Genomic DNA, 14,329 nt, shown 5'->3' on the forward strand with positions numbered 1-14,329 from the left:
TTCATCGGTCTGAACATAAAACATCAATAGCAGGTCGCCCCCGATCGAAGAATTGTCATCGTTGACCGTCATCAGGTCGGCTATATGATCCCACCACCGTCGCACGACCGAGTGATGAGGAGAACGGACGGTCGACTTGTTGTTGCGGACAAGTTCCTAGGCAAACAGCACGCCGGTCGATTCGTACTGCCAGAAAGCGTAGTCGACGAGGCCCGCCTCGCGTAGTGCCGGGTCCATCGCCGGCCTGACTTCGTCATGCCGCCGGCGACAATCCTCGGGCATGACGCGATTCAGTTGCACGCGGAAGGCGAGGCGGTTAATGTGCAGTCCCATCAGTAGGCGGTAGCGAGTAACACGGGTGTGTTCACATAAAATACCGCAGATCACCCCGTGATCGCCGGGGCGGCTGTCCGGCTTTGACAAGCTCCATCCGATCCGCATTGACAGAGCTAAGGCAATTATTCGATGGGCAATGGCGATGCCCCGGGATGTCTCGGGTGGTTGTTGGGAGGAGGGCGACGCACGTCGACCGACGGCGAGGCCTCGGTGCATGCTGACGAGTGGCCGTTTCGCCAGCGAGACGACTTTCTCACTCCGGCCGAGTTGTCGTTCTATCATGTACTCGAGGGAGTTGTACGCGGCGTGGCGGTCGTTTGCCCAAAAGTCCGGCTTGCCGACGTGGTGTTCGTCAAAGCTCAAGACGGCAAGCTCAACCACCAGAATAGAATCGACCGCCAACACCTTGACTTCGTCTTGTGCGACCCCCAGACCATGCGACCGCGATGCGTGGTGGAACTCGACGACACGAGCCATGCAGGAAAGCGTCAGCAAGAGCGGGATGGCAAGAAGAATAACGTCCTGGCGGCCGCGGGACTGCCGCTAGTGCGCATCGCGGCACAGCGGCAATATCGTACAGCGGAGTTGGCCGCACAACTGCGTTCCTATCTCGTACCTACGCCCGAAATGTCGTCCTCGCCCGCCGCGCCGCCCGTCCTGCCGTCGCAGAGGGCCCCAAGCGTCGCCGAGTCGCCCGTTCACCCGCTTTGTCCCAAGTGCGGCATACCGATGATAGCGCGTATTGCCCAAAAAGGGCCTCACGCGGGAACGGAATTCTATGGCTGTGCCAACTATCCGCAATGTCGTGAAGTGCGGCGACGGTGAGAGCATGCCATGCGAGAGACCAACGCTGCGACGCCGCATGGGGCCGGCGCTGCGAGGATGTCGTGGTATGCTGCGCGGGAGTCGTGGCCAGGCATCTGATTCTTGCGCCATAAGATATTTGAAGAGACCAATTTGGATAGCTCGCTGTCTTGAGGCGGCCAACTCATCCTAATCGAAGAGATTCTCGTGTGGCATGGCAAGCCACTTGGGCGAACATCCCAAAATCACGCGCTTCGCCGACGCCGCTACGTGACAAGTTTGCAGGCAAAGCCGGGGGCCCTCGGCGCTTGCATTTCCCCAATCCCGGCGTGCGAAAGCGAGAAATTCGGATTCCTGATTTCAAGAGACGACAGTCGGCTAGCGTTGACAGATGCCCGGAAGGTACATATAGTATACAAATGTATGCTGTATGTCGATTGGCTGTTTCTTGACATGAATTCGTTCTTCGCCTCGGCGGAGCAGCATCTGCAGCCGCGGTTGCGGGGGCGGCCGGTGGCGGTCGTGCCCGTCAGGACCGACCGCACGTGCTGCATCGCCGCCAGTTACGAGGCGCGGGCGTACGGCGTGAAGACCGGCACGAACGTCGGCGAGGCGCGGCGTCGCTGCCCGGGGCTGGTGCTTGTCGAGGGGCGGCACGAACGGTACGTCGAACTCCATCACCGGATCATCGCCGCGGTCGAGACGGTGCTGCCGGTCGAGAAGGTCTGCTCGATCGACGAAATGGCGTGCCGGTTGTCGCCGCAGCATCGCGAAACGGGCGCCGCCATGGCGTTGGCGCGACACGTGAAGTGCGCCATCGACGAGCAGATCGGGCCGAGTTTGAAATGCTCGATCGGGCTGGCCACGAATCGCTTTCTGGCCAAGGTGGCCAGCAACATGCAGAAGCCGGACGGCTTGTCGGTCATCGCGCGCGAGGAACTCCCCCGGCGGCTGCACGCGCTGGAACTGACCGATTTCCCCGGCATCGGCCGGAACATGGAGCGGCGCCTGCATGCCTGCGGCATTCGCACGACGCGGCAGTTGTGCGGGCTGTCGAAGCAGGCGCTGGTCGATGCGTGGCAAAGCGTGCTGGGGGAGCAGTGGTGGCACTGGCTGCGCGGCGACGATTGCCCCGAGCGGCCGACCGTGCGCCGCACCGTGGGCCATTCGCACGTGCTGCCTCCCGAACTGCGGACCGACGACGGGGCCCGGGCGGTGCTGGTGCGGCTGTTGCACAAAGCGGCGATGCGGTTGCGGCAGATCGGGTACTGGGCGAAACGGATGTCCGTGTCGCTGCGATACGCCGACGGCTCGCCCCGTTGGCGACGCACGCTGTATTTGGGCTGCTGCCAGGACACGCCGACGATGCTCAAGGCGCTGGACCGGGCGTGGCGAGAGCGGTTGCGCGGCGGTCGGCCGCTGCAACCGGCGATCACGCTGCTGGACCTCGTCCCGGCGGCGAGCGCGACGCCGAGCCTGTTCGAGGAGGACCGCCGCGCGCTGGCCGCCGCCCGGGCGATGGACGCGGCGAACCTGCGATTCGGCGCGGGGGCGGTCTACTTCGCCTCGATGCCCGAAGCCCGCGCCGCGGCGCCCCTGCGGATCGCGTTTACGAACATCCCGGACGTGGCGAGCGAGAGCACGGACAAGGGGCGGCTCGAGTAGCCCGAATGGGTGGCTGGGGTCGGAGCGAAGCGGAGCCCCCAGATGCGTCCCATACGTTGAGGGCTACGTACGAGGCGCGTGCTTGGCCAATATCCAGCAACAGATTGTGGAAAAGCGGCTTCCATCGTACGCGACGAACAGGCGGGACAACAACAAAACAGTCGTTAACTGGGGGCTCGCTTCGCTCGACCCCAGCCACCCATCCTAAGTGGGGTCACTGCATACTACCCCGCCGCAATCGCCTCGCCTGCGTTCCAGCGCTCGCCTTGGCGCTGGACGCGGCGGTACAGCGTGTCGCGTTCCACCGGGTCGCGGCCGGCTTCTTCGATGAGGCGGCGGAGGTCGGCGACGCTCATCATCTCGGGGGTCTCGGCCCCCGCGTCGTGGTAGATCAGCTCGTGCCGCACGGTGCCGTCGATGTCGTCGGCGCCGTAGGCCAGCGCGATCTGCGCCGTGCCGACCCCGAGCATGATCCAGTACGCCTTCAGGTGCGGCACGTTGTCGAGCATCAGCCGGCTGACGGCCATTGTGCGCAGGTCCGTCAGGGCATTGGGCTTCTTGATGTGCGACAGACCCGTATTGTCGGGGTGAAACGCCAGCGGGATGAACGTTTGGAAGCCGCCCGTTTCGTCCTGCAGTTCGCGCAAGCGGCAGAGGTGATCGATGCGGTGATACGGCTGTTCGATGTGGCCGTACAGCATCGTGCAGTTGCTCTTCAGGCCGAGGGCGTGGGCCGTGCGGTGGGTTTCGAACCAGCGGCCGGCGTCGGCCTTGTGTTCGCAGATCTTGTGGCGAACCTCGGGATGAAAGATCTCGGCTCCGCCGCCGGGGAGGCTGCCCAGGCCGGCGTCGATCATGTCGCGCAGGACCCACTCGATTGACTTCTTAGTGAGCCGGGCGAACCAGTCGATTTCGACCGGCGTCCAGGCCTTGAGATGAAGCGTCGGGTGCGCGTCGTGGAGCAGGCTGATCACCCGGCGATACGCGTCGTAGGAGTGCATGTGATGCAGCCCGCCGACGATGTGCATCTCGGTGCAGCCGTTGGCGACCGCCTCGGCGCCGCGGGCGAGGATCTGCTCGTCGCTCATCCAGTACCCCTTCGGATCGCGGAGATCGGCCCGGAAGGCGCAGAAGGTGCAGCGATAGACGCAGACGTTCGTGGGGTTCAAGTGGGTGTTGATGTTGTAGTAGGCGGCGTTGCCGTTCTTGCGCTCGCGGACCAGGTTGGCCAGCTCGCCGAGTTCCGGAAGGGGCGTCTCGTCGCGGAACAGGAGCAGCCCGTCGTCGAAGGACAATCGCTCGCCGGCTTCGACCTTGTCGCGAACGGGCTTCAGGATGGGGGAAGAGGTGCGGAGCATGGCGACACTTTCAGGTCAATCGAACAAAAACTCGCGCCCAGGCGCGAAGGCGCAAAGATCGAGAGTCTCGCTTGAACGGTACGGAATGACCTAAGCCTTGGCGCCTGGGTGCGAGTTGTTTCCTTGAACGTTAACCGAGAACAAGGTCTACGATCCCAACCGCCAGCAGGCCGAGGCTGATCACGGCGTTGACGTTGAAGAACGCGGCGTTGACTCGGCTGAGGTCGTCGGGCCGTACGAGGGCGTGCTCGTAGACCAGCAGCACGGCGACCGCGGCCACCCCGGCGCCGTAGATCCAGCCGAAAGGGGGATAGACCAGGGGCAGGGCGGCCAGTGCCGCTATTGTCGCCAAATGGAGGCCCGCGGCTAGTCGCAGGGCGCCGGCGACGCCGAATCGCACGGGGATGCTGTGGAGCCGCGCCTGCCGGTCGAAATCGACGTCCTGACAGGCGTAGATCACGTCGAACCCGGCGACCCACGTCAGCACGGCCAGCCCGAGTACGGCCGCGGGGAGCAGGTCTGTCGGGGCGGCAGCGACCTGCTCTCCCCGGACGGCAATCCATGCCGCCATCGGCGACAGGGCCAACGCCGCCCCCAACCAGAAATGGGCCAGCGCCGTATAGCGCTTCGTGTAGCTGTAGCCCAGGAGGAACGCGAGCACGGGGAGAGAGAGGCCAAGCGGCAGGCGGTTGGGGAGGAAGAGCAGCGTGCTCGCGACGAACGCCAAGCTGCACGCGATCGCCAGCGCGGCGACTTGGGGGACGCTGAGAACGCCGGCGGGGAGGTGCCGCCCCGCGGTGCGGGGGTTCAGGGCGTCGATGTCGCGATCGGCAAGGCGGTTGAACGCCATCGCGGCGCTGCGGGCCGTGACCATACAGAAGACGACGCCCATGAGTTCGCGCCAGCTCAGCGTCCGCGTCTCGCGCACGGCCGCCGCCATCAACATCGCCAGCAGCGCAAACGGCAGCGCGAACAGCGTGTGGCTGAAGCGGACGAGCGACAGGAAGTGGCGGACGGTGGCGAACATTGCGGGGCGAATGACCAATGACCAAGCACCAATGACCATAGCCGGGATTTCGCCCATCCGACTTTGGTCATTGGGACTTGGTCATTGGTGCTTAGTTATTGGCGCATCACTTCTTCACCCCCCAGCGTTCGACGAGGCAGTTGTCGATGCGGAGCTGGTCGCAGATGCGTCCCACGATGAAGTCGACCAAGTCGCGCAGCGTGGTGACGCCGTGGTACCAGCCGGGGGAGGCGGGGAGGACGACCGCGCCGGCCTCGGTGCATTTGCGCATGTTGTCGATCGCGGGGAGCGACAGCGGCGTTTCGCGGGGGACGAGGACCAGTTTGCGACGCTCTTTCAGGTGAACCTCGGCGGCGCGTTGGATCAGGTTCCCCGCCGTGCCGTGGGCGATGGCCGACAGGGTCGTCCCCGAGCAGGGGGTGACGACCATCCCCTCGGTCAGGAACGACCCGCTGGCGATCGGCGAGTTGAAATCCTTGTAGTGGTGATAGTGCAAGTCGCCCACGCGGCCCGCGTCGACCGACAGGACGTTGCTGTCGGCCGTGCCGATGCCGGCCGAGGCTTGCAGCAGACGGATCTTGCTGTCGGAGGCGTGGGTGACGTCGTCGAGCATGAGGGCGGCGGGATTGAAATCGTCCAGGTCGACGGTCAGGTCCATCTCCTCGCGGATGACGTGGGCCCCGGTCGGGCTGATCGACAGGTGGACGTCGTGCCCCGTGGCGAGCAGCACCTCGACGAGTCGCAGCGAGTAGACCGCTCCGCTGGCCCCGGTGACGGCGACGACGATGTTCTTGGGGGTCATGACTTCAAACAGCTCGGGGGTCGGGGTGACTTGACCACGGCGGTCACGGAGAATCGATCGGTTTGGTCCCGACGTACAGCGTCGCGACGCCGAGGGTGAAGGGGCGGAACTCGACTTGGGTCAGGCCCGCTTGCTCCATCCGGACGACGAGCTGTTCGTACTGCGGGAACTGGCCGACGCTTTCCGGGAGGTAGTCGTAGGCGCTCTCGCGATTGCGGGCGAGCAGTTGGCCGATTCGCGGCAGGACGCGACGAAAGTACCAGCCGTAGACCGAGCGGAGCGGCTCGCGTCGCGGGGTGGTGAACTCGAGCACCGCGACCTTTCCCCCCGGACGGCAGACGCGGGTCATCTCGCGGAGGCCCGCGTCGGCGTCCGACACGTTCCGCAGGCCGAAGGCGACGCTGACCACGTCGAACCGGTCGGCGGGGAAAGGGAGCTGCTGGGCGTCGGCCTCGATCCAGGGGATCGTCGCGGACTTCCGGCGGGCGATATCGAGCATTTCGTGGCAGAAGTCCGTGCCGACGACCTCGACTTTCTCGCCGCCTGCGGCCAGGTACGCCAGGGCCAAGTCGCCGGTCCCCGTGCAAACGTCCAGCACGCTCGCCCCCGGCGCGGGGGGAACGAGCGTCACGGTGCGGCGGCGCCACCGTTTGTCGATATTGAGCGACAGCAGGTGATTGAGCAGGTCGTACCGGCCCGCGATCTGGCCGAACATGCGGCGCACGCGCTGGCCCGATTTGTCGACGGGGGCGACCGGCGGCGGGAGCGTGGCGGGCATGGGAGGGGCGGGCAGTCGGCGGCCGGGGCGGGGCGATGGCGACCTGTTCAGTATCGCCATAGAATGGGGCCCTCGCTAGCGCAAACCGGGGGCGGGCAGGGGGCTTAACTCCGTGCCGCCGGGGGCGAGAACGTTGCGCCGCCGGGGGCGGGGACGCCGTGTGCTCGCTGCATTGCGACGACTGACCGCCGACCTCGACCCTCGCGTCTTTCCCAATGCCATGTCGCTTCGCGTTCACTACTTGCCGCAGTTCGTGAGCGAGGCCGAGTTGGCCGGGCGGACGGTCGTGGTCGTCGATCTGTTGCGGGCGTCGACGACGATCTGCCAGGCGCTTGCCGCGGGGGCGCGGTGCGTGCTGCCGTTCGTCGAGGTCGACCAGACGCTGCGCGCGGCCCAGGGGCTCGATCGGGCCGAGACGCTGCTGGGGGGCGAGCGCGGGGGGCGGCTCATCGAGGGCTTCGACCTGGGGAACTCCCCCGCCGAGTACACGCCGGAGCGCGTCTTCGGCAAACGGGTCCTGTTCACCACGACCAACGGCACGCGGGCGCTGGAGCATGCTCGACTGGCCGGCCGGACGCTCGTGGGGTGCGGGGTCAATCGCCGAGCGATCGTCGAAGCGGTCGCCGACGATCGCGAGATCGACGTGCTGTGCGCCGGCACGGCCGGGATCGTGGGGCGCGACGACGTGCTCGCCGCGGGGGCGATCGCGCACGAGTTGCAGCACGTGCGCGGCGACGACGCGACCAACGAGTGGGCCGACGCGGCGATCCGCGAGTGGGCGGAGCTGCTGACGACGGCGCGGGCCCTGGGCCGATCGCCGACCGAGCAGTTTGCCGACGAGCTGACCCGCACGACCCACGGCCGGACGCTGCTGGACCTGGACTGCGGCGACGATCTGCCGCGGTGCGCGAACCTGGACAGCCTGGGGGTCGTCCCCGAGCGAGACCCCCGCACGGGCGAGATCACGCTGGCGTAGGCGAGCGGCGCGTTCGCAAGTAAACTGGAGGATTCGCCGCCGATCGGCCGCCCTGGCGAGACAATACGCACGCAGAACAGAACATCGAGCGCATCATGGAAATGGACAAACTCGTCTCGCTGTGCAAGCGACGAGGATTCTTGTTTCAGTCGAGCGAGATCTACGGCGGGCTCAACGGGTTTTGGGACTACGGCCCGCTGGGGGTCGAGCTGAAGCGGAACATTAAGAACGCCTGGTGGCAGGACATGGTCACCGGGCACGACGACCTCGTCGCGCCCGCGGGCGCCCCGCAGCCGTACGAGATGACGGGTCTCGACTGCACGATCATCATGCACCCGCAGGTGTGGAAGTGCAGCGGGCATTTCGATTTGTTCTGCGACATGATGGTCGACTGCCGCGAGACGAAAGGGCGTTACCGCGCCGACCATATTCGCTGCTATCCGGTCTCGTCCTTGGACAGCCAAGTGCTGGGGTGGGTGGCGTCGCTGCTCGAACCAGCCGATTTTGCCGCGTCGTTGTCAAATTCGTTTGAGAAGAAAGTCGGGAAACTGTTCGGCACGGCTGAATTGTGCATCGACCAGGTTCGCTCGATTCCCTATCCCTCGGTGCTCGAAGCGGATCGCTCCCGAGTCCTCGGTCCTGACGCGACGCAACTCGGCACACTGACGGCGCCGCGCGAATTCAATCTCATGTTCCCCACGACCGTGGGTGCGCTTAGCGGAGAAGAAGGCCGCGCCTTCCTCCGCCCCGAGACCGCTCAGGGGATCTTCGTCAATTTCAAGAACGTGCTCGACAGCACCCGCGTGAAGGTGCCGTTCGGGATCGCCCAGGTGGGAAAATCGTTCCGCAACGAGATCACGCCGCGGAACTTTACGTTCCGCAGTCGCGAGTTCGAGCAGATGGAGATCGAGTTCTTCTGCCATCCGAGCGAGTCGCGCAAATGGTACGAGTACTGGCGCGATCGGCGGATGCGGTGGTACACCGACTTGGGGCTCGCCGGCGAGCGGCTGCAGATGCGCGAGCACGCGGCCGACGAGCTCAGCCACTACAGCGTCGGCACGGCCGACATCGAGTATGCGTTCCCGTTTCTGCCGCCGGGGGAATACGGCGAGCTCGAGGGGATCGCCCATCGCGGCGACTTCGACCTGCGGAGCCACATGGAAGGCAAGCTGGTGAAGAACGCCGCGGGGTGTTTGGAGGTCGAGATGGTCCCGGTCGAAGGCAAGCCCGACAAGATGCGGCCGAAGCACAAGGGCTCGGGCCGCGATCTCACCTACCGCGACGAGGTCACGGGCGAGCGGTACACGCCGCACGTCATTGAACCCTCGGCAGGAGCCGACCGGGGCGTGCTGGCGTTTTTGTGCGAGGCGTACCACGAAGACCAGGCGCCCGACGACAAGGGCGAGCTGCAGACGCGAGTCGTGATGAAGCTCCACCCGCGGTTGGCGCCAATCAAGGCGGCGGTCTTCCCGCTCGTGAAAAAGGACGGCCTGCCGGAGATCGCCCAGGAGATTTACCGCGGCCTGAAGAAGAAATTCCCCGCGTTCTACGACGAGAAGGGCGCCGTGGGGCGCCGCTATCGTCGCCAGGACGAAGCGGGCACGCCGTACTGTATTACGGTCGACGGGCAGAGCCGCGAGGACGGCACGGTCACGGTGCGCGACCGCGACACGCTGGAGCAATGGCGCGTGAAGATCGACGACGTGGTCGCGGAGATCGAGAGCCGAGTGAGCTGAGGCGGAGAAGTTTGAACTGCGACGACGCGATTAGCGCATCGAGCATGCCGCTTTGGCCGTCGTGTCGTCGAGGCTTCTTCGCTGAGAAGCGAGCTATCGCTCGAGTCGCGCCGCGAGCTGGTCGAGCTGCCCGCGCAGGTTCGCCATGGTCAGCGACGGGCTGGCCGTGGCGCCGAAGTGTTCGTAGTAGGCCTGGCTGCAGCTCATGCGGGCCATGGCGAGCCGTCCGGCCAAGTCGCCGAGTTCGTCGATCTGGGCGCCGACCCCCTCGAGTTGGCGGTTGATGCGGCGGCTGTTGCGCCACAGTCGCACCGCGGCGAGCGACAGGCCAAGGATGAGCATCCCCTCGCCGAAGATCGTGGTCGAGAGCCCCCATTGCCAGGCCGACGGGACGGCCAGCGCGGCGGCCCAGGTCATCGCCAGGGCGCCGGCGAGGAAGACGCCTCCGCCTCCCCACAAGAGCAGGGCGACGGCCCACGCGGCGCTTTGCCGGGCGACCGGAGGGGCCGCTGGGGCGCGGGGCGGGGCCGAGACGGCGGTTGTCAGCGGCACGGCGCTCTCGGCCCAGCGGAACGGCGCCGTGCGGCCGAAGGCGGGGTCGATACGGCGCCGGGGGCGGAGCTTTTCGGCGAGCGCCGCCAGGGGATCGCGATCGTCGTCCGCGCGAGCCGGGACGGCGTGCGCGTCGTCGCGGCCCGCGGAGGCGCAGTGGACCGCGTCGAGTTCAATCCCGCGGTCGTCCGGACGGGCGACGGCGAAGGCGACGCCGCACCGGGCGCAGGCCGGGGCGCATTGGCCGGCGGCGCGGCCGGCCGGCACGTCTTGCTGGCAATACTGGCACCACATGCGAGGCGCTCTACGGCGACGAGGCAAGCGAGAAAAGTGCGGCGCGAAGAGTCCGCGCCGCCATTGAGAGTGATCGGCGCCGGGGTTGGGCGCACTTCAGCGAATGACGCTGCGAAGTGAAATGACCGCTGACCAAGCTCTCATAACCAAGGGACGCACCTCGCCGGTTGCGGCGCTCGGCGCTTGATCATTCTTGCTTCGCGCTTTGGCGGTCGTCTTGCTCCGGCCGGGCCCACTCGCCGCGGAGCCAGTCGACGATCAGTTCGATCGACTTCTGGTCGAGCTGGTTGAGTCGCGGGTCGTCGTGCGCGGCGAACGCCGGCATGCGATCGTTGTTGTCGCCGTAGAAGCGTTCGCTGGAGGGGTTCTTGATGAAGTCGATAAGCCACTCGCGCGACATGTACCCGGTGAGGTCGGGCGCCGAGCCGAGCTCGCCCGCGTCGTGGAATTTGTGACAGTCGGTGCAGCTCATGCCGCTGGTCAGGACGTCGGCGAGGCCGCCGGTCATCAACTCGCGCCCCGCGGCGACGACTGCGGCGACTTTCGCGTCGGCATCGTGTTGGGACGACAGTTTCGCCTCGGCGGAGAGCGCGACGGCGACCGTTGCGAACGCCTCGCGGACCGCGGCTTGCTGATCCTCGTCGGCGTCGTCGCCGAATTCGTCGCGGACGTAGGAGACCATGTCCCCTTCGGCAAACGGGGAGCCCTCGTATCCGTAGAGGTGGGCGGATGCGATCTGCTCGGGGTCGAGCAGCGCGGCCGCCCAGGCTCGCGAGCCGACGCCGAACAGGTTTGGCGCCGTGGGGGCGGCGTTGGCAAGATCGCCGGCGTCGGGTTCTTTCTGTGCGACCGATACGTGGTTGTGACAGCTCGCGCAGTACTGCCGATACAACTTCGGCCCCTGCAGGTACGGGTCTTCGTAGACGAGCGTGAGCGCGCCGGTCGGGGGGATGCGGTCCGGGCCGCCGGCCAACTCGATCACGCGCTCGGCGTCGTGCTCGGCTTGGCGTTTGGCGCGCAAAAAGCGGTCCGACGCCTCCCATCGCGCAGCGGCGGCGGGATCGTTCATGGCGACGACCTCGTCTTGCGTAGTCCCCTGCGCGAAGTAGTCCTCGCGGATCGCCTGAGCGGTCAAGAGCGCCGCTCCTCCCAGCAGGACGCACAGCAGGGCGACGTTGAACACATGCCCGCGGCGGGTGCGGCCGATCCACGGCATGGCCAGCAGCACCGCGGTGACGACGCCGGGGATGATGAAGGCGCCCCACACCTCGGTTTCGCCGGGGAACCACTTGAGGAACTGAAACAGGAACAGGAAGTACCACTCGGGCCGGGCGGCGTCGTACGGGTTGGCCGGGTCGGCGGGGGCGGTCAGTTCGGCCCCGCCGTAGTAGACGGTCAGCCCCAGCACGGCCGCGAGCACCCCCAGCGCCGCAACCGCGTCTTTGAGGACCTGGTCGGGCCAGAACATGGCCGTCGGCGATTTGAGCGGCTGCTTGGCGTGGATGCCGTGCCGTCGGAACAACGCGATGTGGAGCGCCAGAAACGCCGCCATCGCCCCAGGGAGCACCCCTGCGTGGAGCGCAAAGAACCGCGTGAGCGTCTGGTGTCCGTAGTCGCTGCCGCCGATGGCGAGCTTGCGCAGCTCGGGTCCGACCACCGGCGCTTGGCTGGCGAGGTTCGTGCCGACAGTGGTCGCCCAGTAGCCCTTCTGGTCCCAGGGGAGCAGGTATCCCGTGAGCGCCAATCCCAACACGATCAGCATCAGCACGACGCCCAGCACGAAGTTGAGTTCGCGCGGCGCGCGATACGCCCCGTCCCACACGACCTGGACGAAGTGGAGCGCCAGCAGCACGACCATCGCCGAGGCCATGAAATGGTGCACCCCGCGCAGCAGCCAACCGCCGGTCGCTTCGTATTGGATGTAGTAGACGCTCTCCCAGGCGGTCGTCGTACTGGGGCTGTAGAACATCCACAGGAATACGCCGGTGACGATCTGCGTGACCAGCGCCATCACCAGGGCGCTCCCCCAGACGTAGCGCCAACGGGCGCCGCCGGGGATCGGCTCGAACAAGGCTTCGTGGATCAGCTTGCGGGCGCCGGTGCGGTTGTCGAACCAGTCGGCGAGGGACTTGAGCATGGCTTAACGGTCGTGGGCTGGGAACGATTGAGAGGGAGCGGCCGGGGCGGTTCATCGTCCCGACTTTCGCCGCGTCATGCCGTGCGAATTTGCTCTTTGTGACCGGTTTGGAAGTCGATGAACTCGACCCAGACTTCAAAGTGGACAAGATCGCCGGGTCCGTCGATTTCACGGACTTCGACGGGCAGCCGGTCCATGTCGCGGGGCGAGACCTCGGCGTCGCCGCGGGCCCGGGCGCCGTCGAGCTTGAACGAGCTGGTGTGGCACGGGCAGTTGAAGTGGTCGGCCCCGGGGGCGAACCCGACGAAGCACCCCGCGTGGGGGCACTTGGCGCTCAGCGCGATCGGCGTTTTCTCGCCCGGGTTGCGGACGAGATAGACGGCGCCGATCCGTTGCGCGGGGGAGCGGTTCCAGGCGTCGACCCGGCTGGCGGTGACAGGGAACGAGCGCGGGACGCCGTCGTCGGGGACCTGCTCCAACAGGGCGACGCGCACGAGCGGCGACTCGCGGCGGCGGAACAGCGGAGTGAGAAAGGCGACGATTCCGATCGCCAGCGGCGTGAGCGTAGCGATCGCCCCGGCGACGACCGCCACGACCGCGGCGAGGAACGACCGCCGGGGGGGATGTGAATTATTGGACATGCAATTGCGATCGATCGAAGGGGACCAGCGAGTCGCGGAGGAGACGAAGCATTCGGGGGGAGAGGCGAATCCTGGACGTGCTCCGTGGTCTCCGCGCCTGCGTGGCGAAGTTGAGATTCATGCCATGTCGGCGCCGCGATTATCCAAGGCCCGCGCGCAGGGCGTCAAGGATCGCTTCCTGGGCGGCGGGGCGGGGTCCGCGGTAGGAGATGCCTGCGGCGGCGCGGTGACCGCCGCCGCCGAATTGCTCGGCGACCGCGCGAACGTCGAAGTCGTTGCGGCTGCGGAGGCTCGCTTTGGTGACTTCCGGTTCGAGTTCGACGAACAGCGCCGCGACCTCCGCCCCGGCGACGGTCAACAGCGCATTGATCGCGTCCTCGGTGTCGGTCTTGCTTGCGCCGGTGACGGCGAAGTCCTCGGCCGTGACGTAGGTCCACATCAACCGGCCGTTGCACTCGCTGCGGACGTGGTCGAGGATCCGCCCGCGGAGGTGAAGCCGCGCCAAGCTGTGCTGCTCGAACAGCAGCGAAAACAGTCGCGGGGGGCTCGCCCCGGCGGCGGTCAATTTCGCCAGCGCCAGGAACGTCGCGTCCGTGACCGACGAAAAGCGGAACCAGCCGGTGTCGGTGGCGATCGCCGCGAACAGGGGCGCGGCGATTTCGGGAGTGATTGCGACGCCCAGCGCTTCGCACAGTTCGAGGATCAGGCGGCCGGTCGCCTCGGCGGTCGCGTCCTTGAACACGAGAGCGCCGAGGTCGTCGGCGCTGACATGGTGATCGACGACCGCCCGCGGGCCGGAGAACGCGCGGACGACGTCGGCCATGGGGCCGAGCTGCCCCCATGCGCTGGTGTCGACCACGATGAGCGCTTCGCACTGGCGGAGCGTCTCCAGCGGCGCGCCGACCCCCAGCTCCAGCACGCGGCCTTGCGGGTCGATGAACGCGATGTGCTCGGGGAGGGGGTCGCCGTTGACGACGAGCGCGCGTTTGCCGAGCGACTCCAAGGCCAGGGCCAAGGCGATCTCGCTTCCCGCCGCGTCGCAGTCGGCGCGGCAGTGGCTGGTGATCAGGAACGATTCGTGCCGATCGATCAACTCGACCAGCGGCTGCCAGGAGATGCTCATGCGGGGCGCACTGTCGAGGGCGGGGCGGGGGAGAGCCGGACAGGATACCAGGATCGCGGCCGTCCCCCCAGTGCGGTCATGGGAAGGGCGGCTGGGGTCG

At 66.8% G+C, this 14,329-nt stretch carries 13 protein-coding genes; 4 read left to right on the forward strand and 9 right to left on the reverse strand.

What is annotated here, in order from left to right; all coding sequences use genetic code 11:
- Nucleotides 1-156: 156 nt before the first annotated feature.
- Nucleotides 157-333 carry an L-rhamnose mutarotase gene (locus KF688_09880; GenBank protein MBX3425975.1) on the reverse strand — a complete coding sequence of 59 codons (177 nt, stop codon included), beginning with the start codon at nucleotides 331-333 and terminating at the stop codon, nucleotides 157-159.
- Between the two features lie 213 nt (nucleotides 334-546).
- On the opposite strand from KF688_09880, the gene KF688_09885 reads away from it, so the two are divergent.
- Together KF688_09885 and KF688_09890 are read left to right on the forward strand one after the other, a co-directional pair.
- Nucleotides 547-1,161, forward strand: coding sequence for a DUF2726 domain-containing protein (locus KF688_09885; GenBank protein MBX3425976.1), 615 nt, complete (start codon nucleotides 547-549; stop codon nucleotides 1,159-1,161).
- Between the two features lie 402 nt (nucleotides 1,162-1,563).
- Nucleotides 1,564-2,805, forward strand: coding sequence for a type VI secretion protein ImpB (locus KF688_09890; GenBank protein ID MBX3425977.1), 1,242 nt, complete (start codon nucleotides 1,564-1,566; stop codon nucleotides 2,803-2,805).
- 224 nt (nucleotides 2,806-3,029) lie between these two features.
- On the opposite strand, the gene mqnE is transcribed toward KF688_09890, so the two are convergent.
- The 4 genes from mqnE to ubiE form a co-directional block, all read right to left on the reverse strand.
- Nucleotides 3,030-4,163, reverse strand: a complete 1,134-nt coding sequence (gene mqnE, locus KF688_09895) for an aminofutalosine synthase MqnE (protein MBX3425978.1) — start codon at nucleotides 4,161-4,163, stop codon at nucleotides 3,030-3,032.
- Between the two features lie 130 nt (nucleotides 4,164-4,293).
- Nucleotides 4,294-5,190: a putative 4-hydroxybenzoate polyprenyltransferase gene (gene ubiA / locus KF688_09900; GenBank protein ID MBX3425979.1), complete on the reverse strand. Its 897-nt coding sequence runs from the start codon at nucleotides 5,188-5,190 to the stop codon at nucleotides 4,294-4,296.
- A 106-nt stretch (nucleotides 5,191-5,296) separates the two neighbouring features.
- The gene (locus tag KF688_09905) at nucleotides 5,297-5,992 is read right to left on the reverse strand and encodes a UbiX family flavin prenyltransferase (GenBank protein ID MBX3425980.1); all 696 of its coding nucleotides are present in this window, start codon (nucleotides 5,990-5,992) and stop codon (nucleotides 5,297-5,299) included.
- Nucleotides 5,993-6,035: 43 nt separating this feature from the next.
- Nucleotides 6,036-6,830 carry a bifunctional demethylmenaquinone methyltransferase/2-methoxy-6-polyprenyl-1,4-benzoquinol methylase UbiE gene (ubiE, locus tag KF688_09910; GenBank protein MBX3425981.1) on the reverse strand — a complete coding sequence of 265 codons (795 nt, stop codon included), beginning with the start codon at nucleotides 6,828-6,830 and terminating at the stop codon, nucleotides 6,036-6,038.
- Between the two features lie 160 nt (nucleotides 6,831-6,990).
- Between ubiE and KF688_09915 the strand changes: the two genes are divergently transcribed.
- Together KF688_09915 and KF688_09920 are read left to right on the forward strand one after the other, a co-directional pair.
- A complete protein-coding gene (locus tag KF688_09915; protein ID MBX3425982.1) occupies nucleotides 6,991-7,746 on the forward strand; it encodes a 2-phosphosulfolactate phosphatase in 756 nt (251 codons plus the stop codon).
- Nucleotides 7,747-7,847: 101 nt separating this feature from the next.
- Nucleotides 7,848-9,482: a glycine--tRNA ligase gene (locus tag KF688_09920; protein ID MBX3425983.1), complete on the forward strand. Its 1,635-nt coding sequence runs from the start codon at nucleotides 7,848-7,850 to the stop codon at nucleotides 9,480-9,482.
- 93 nt (nucleotides 9,483-9,575) lie between these two features.
- Here KF688_09920 and KF688_09925 read toward each other — a convergent pair whose 3' ends face one another.
- The 4 genes from KF688_09925 to KF688_09940 form a co-directional block, all read right to left on the reverse strand.
- Entirely contained in the window at nucleotides 9,576-10,328 is a 753-nt protein-coding gene (locus KF688_09925) for a hypothetical protein (protein MBX3425984.1), read from the reverse strand.
- Between the two features lie 187 nt (nucleotides 10,329-10,515).
- Nucleotides 10,516-12,465, reverse strand: a complete 1,950-nt coding sequence (locus KF688_09930) for a cytochrome b N-terminal domain-containing protein (protein ID MBX3425985.1) — start codon at nucleotides 12,463-12,465, stop codon at nucleotides 10,516-10,518.
- Between the two features lie 74 nt (nucleotides 12,466-12,539).
- Nucleotides 12,540-13,106, reverse strand: a complete 567-nt coding sequence (locus KF688_09935) for a Rieske 2Fe-2S domain-containing protein (GenBank protein ID MBX3425986.1) — start codon at nucleotides 13,104-13,106, stop codon at nucleotides 12,540-12,542.
- A 139-nt stretch (nucleotides 13,107-13,245) separates the two neighbouring features.
- The gene (locus KF688_09940) at nucleotides 13,246-14,229 is read right to left on the reverse strand and encodes a bifunctional oligoribonuclease/PAP phosphatase NrnA (protein MBX3425987.1); all 984 of its coding nucleotides are present in this window, start codon (nucleotides 14,227-14,229) and stop codon (nucleotides 13,246-13,248) included.
- Nucleotides 14,230-14,329: the final 100 nt, after the last annotated feature.

It is taken from the genome of Pirellulales bacterium, from assembly GCA_019636345.1.
GTDB lineage: Bacteria > Planctomycetota > Planctomycetia > Pirellulales > Lacipirellulaceae.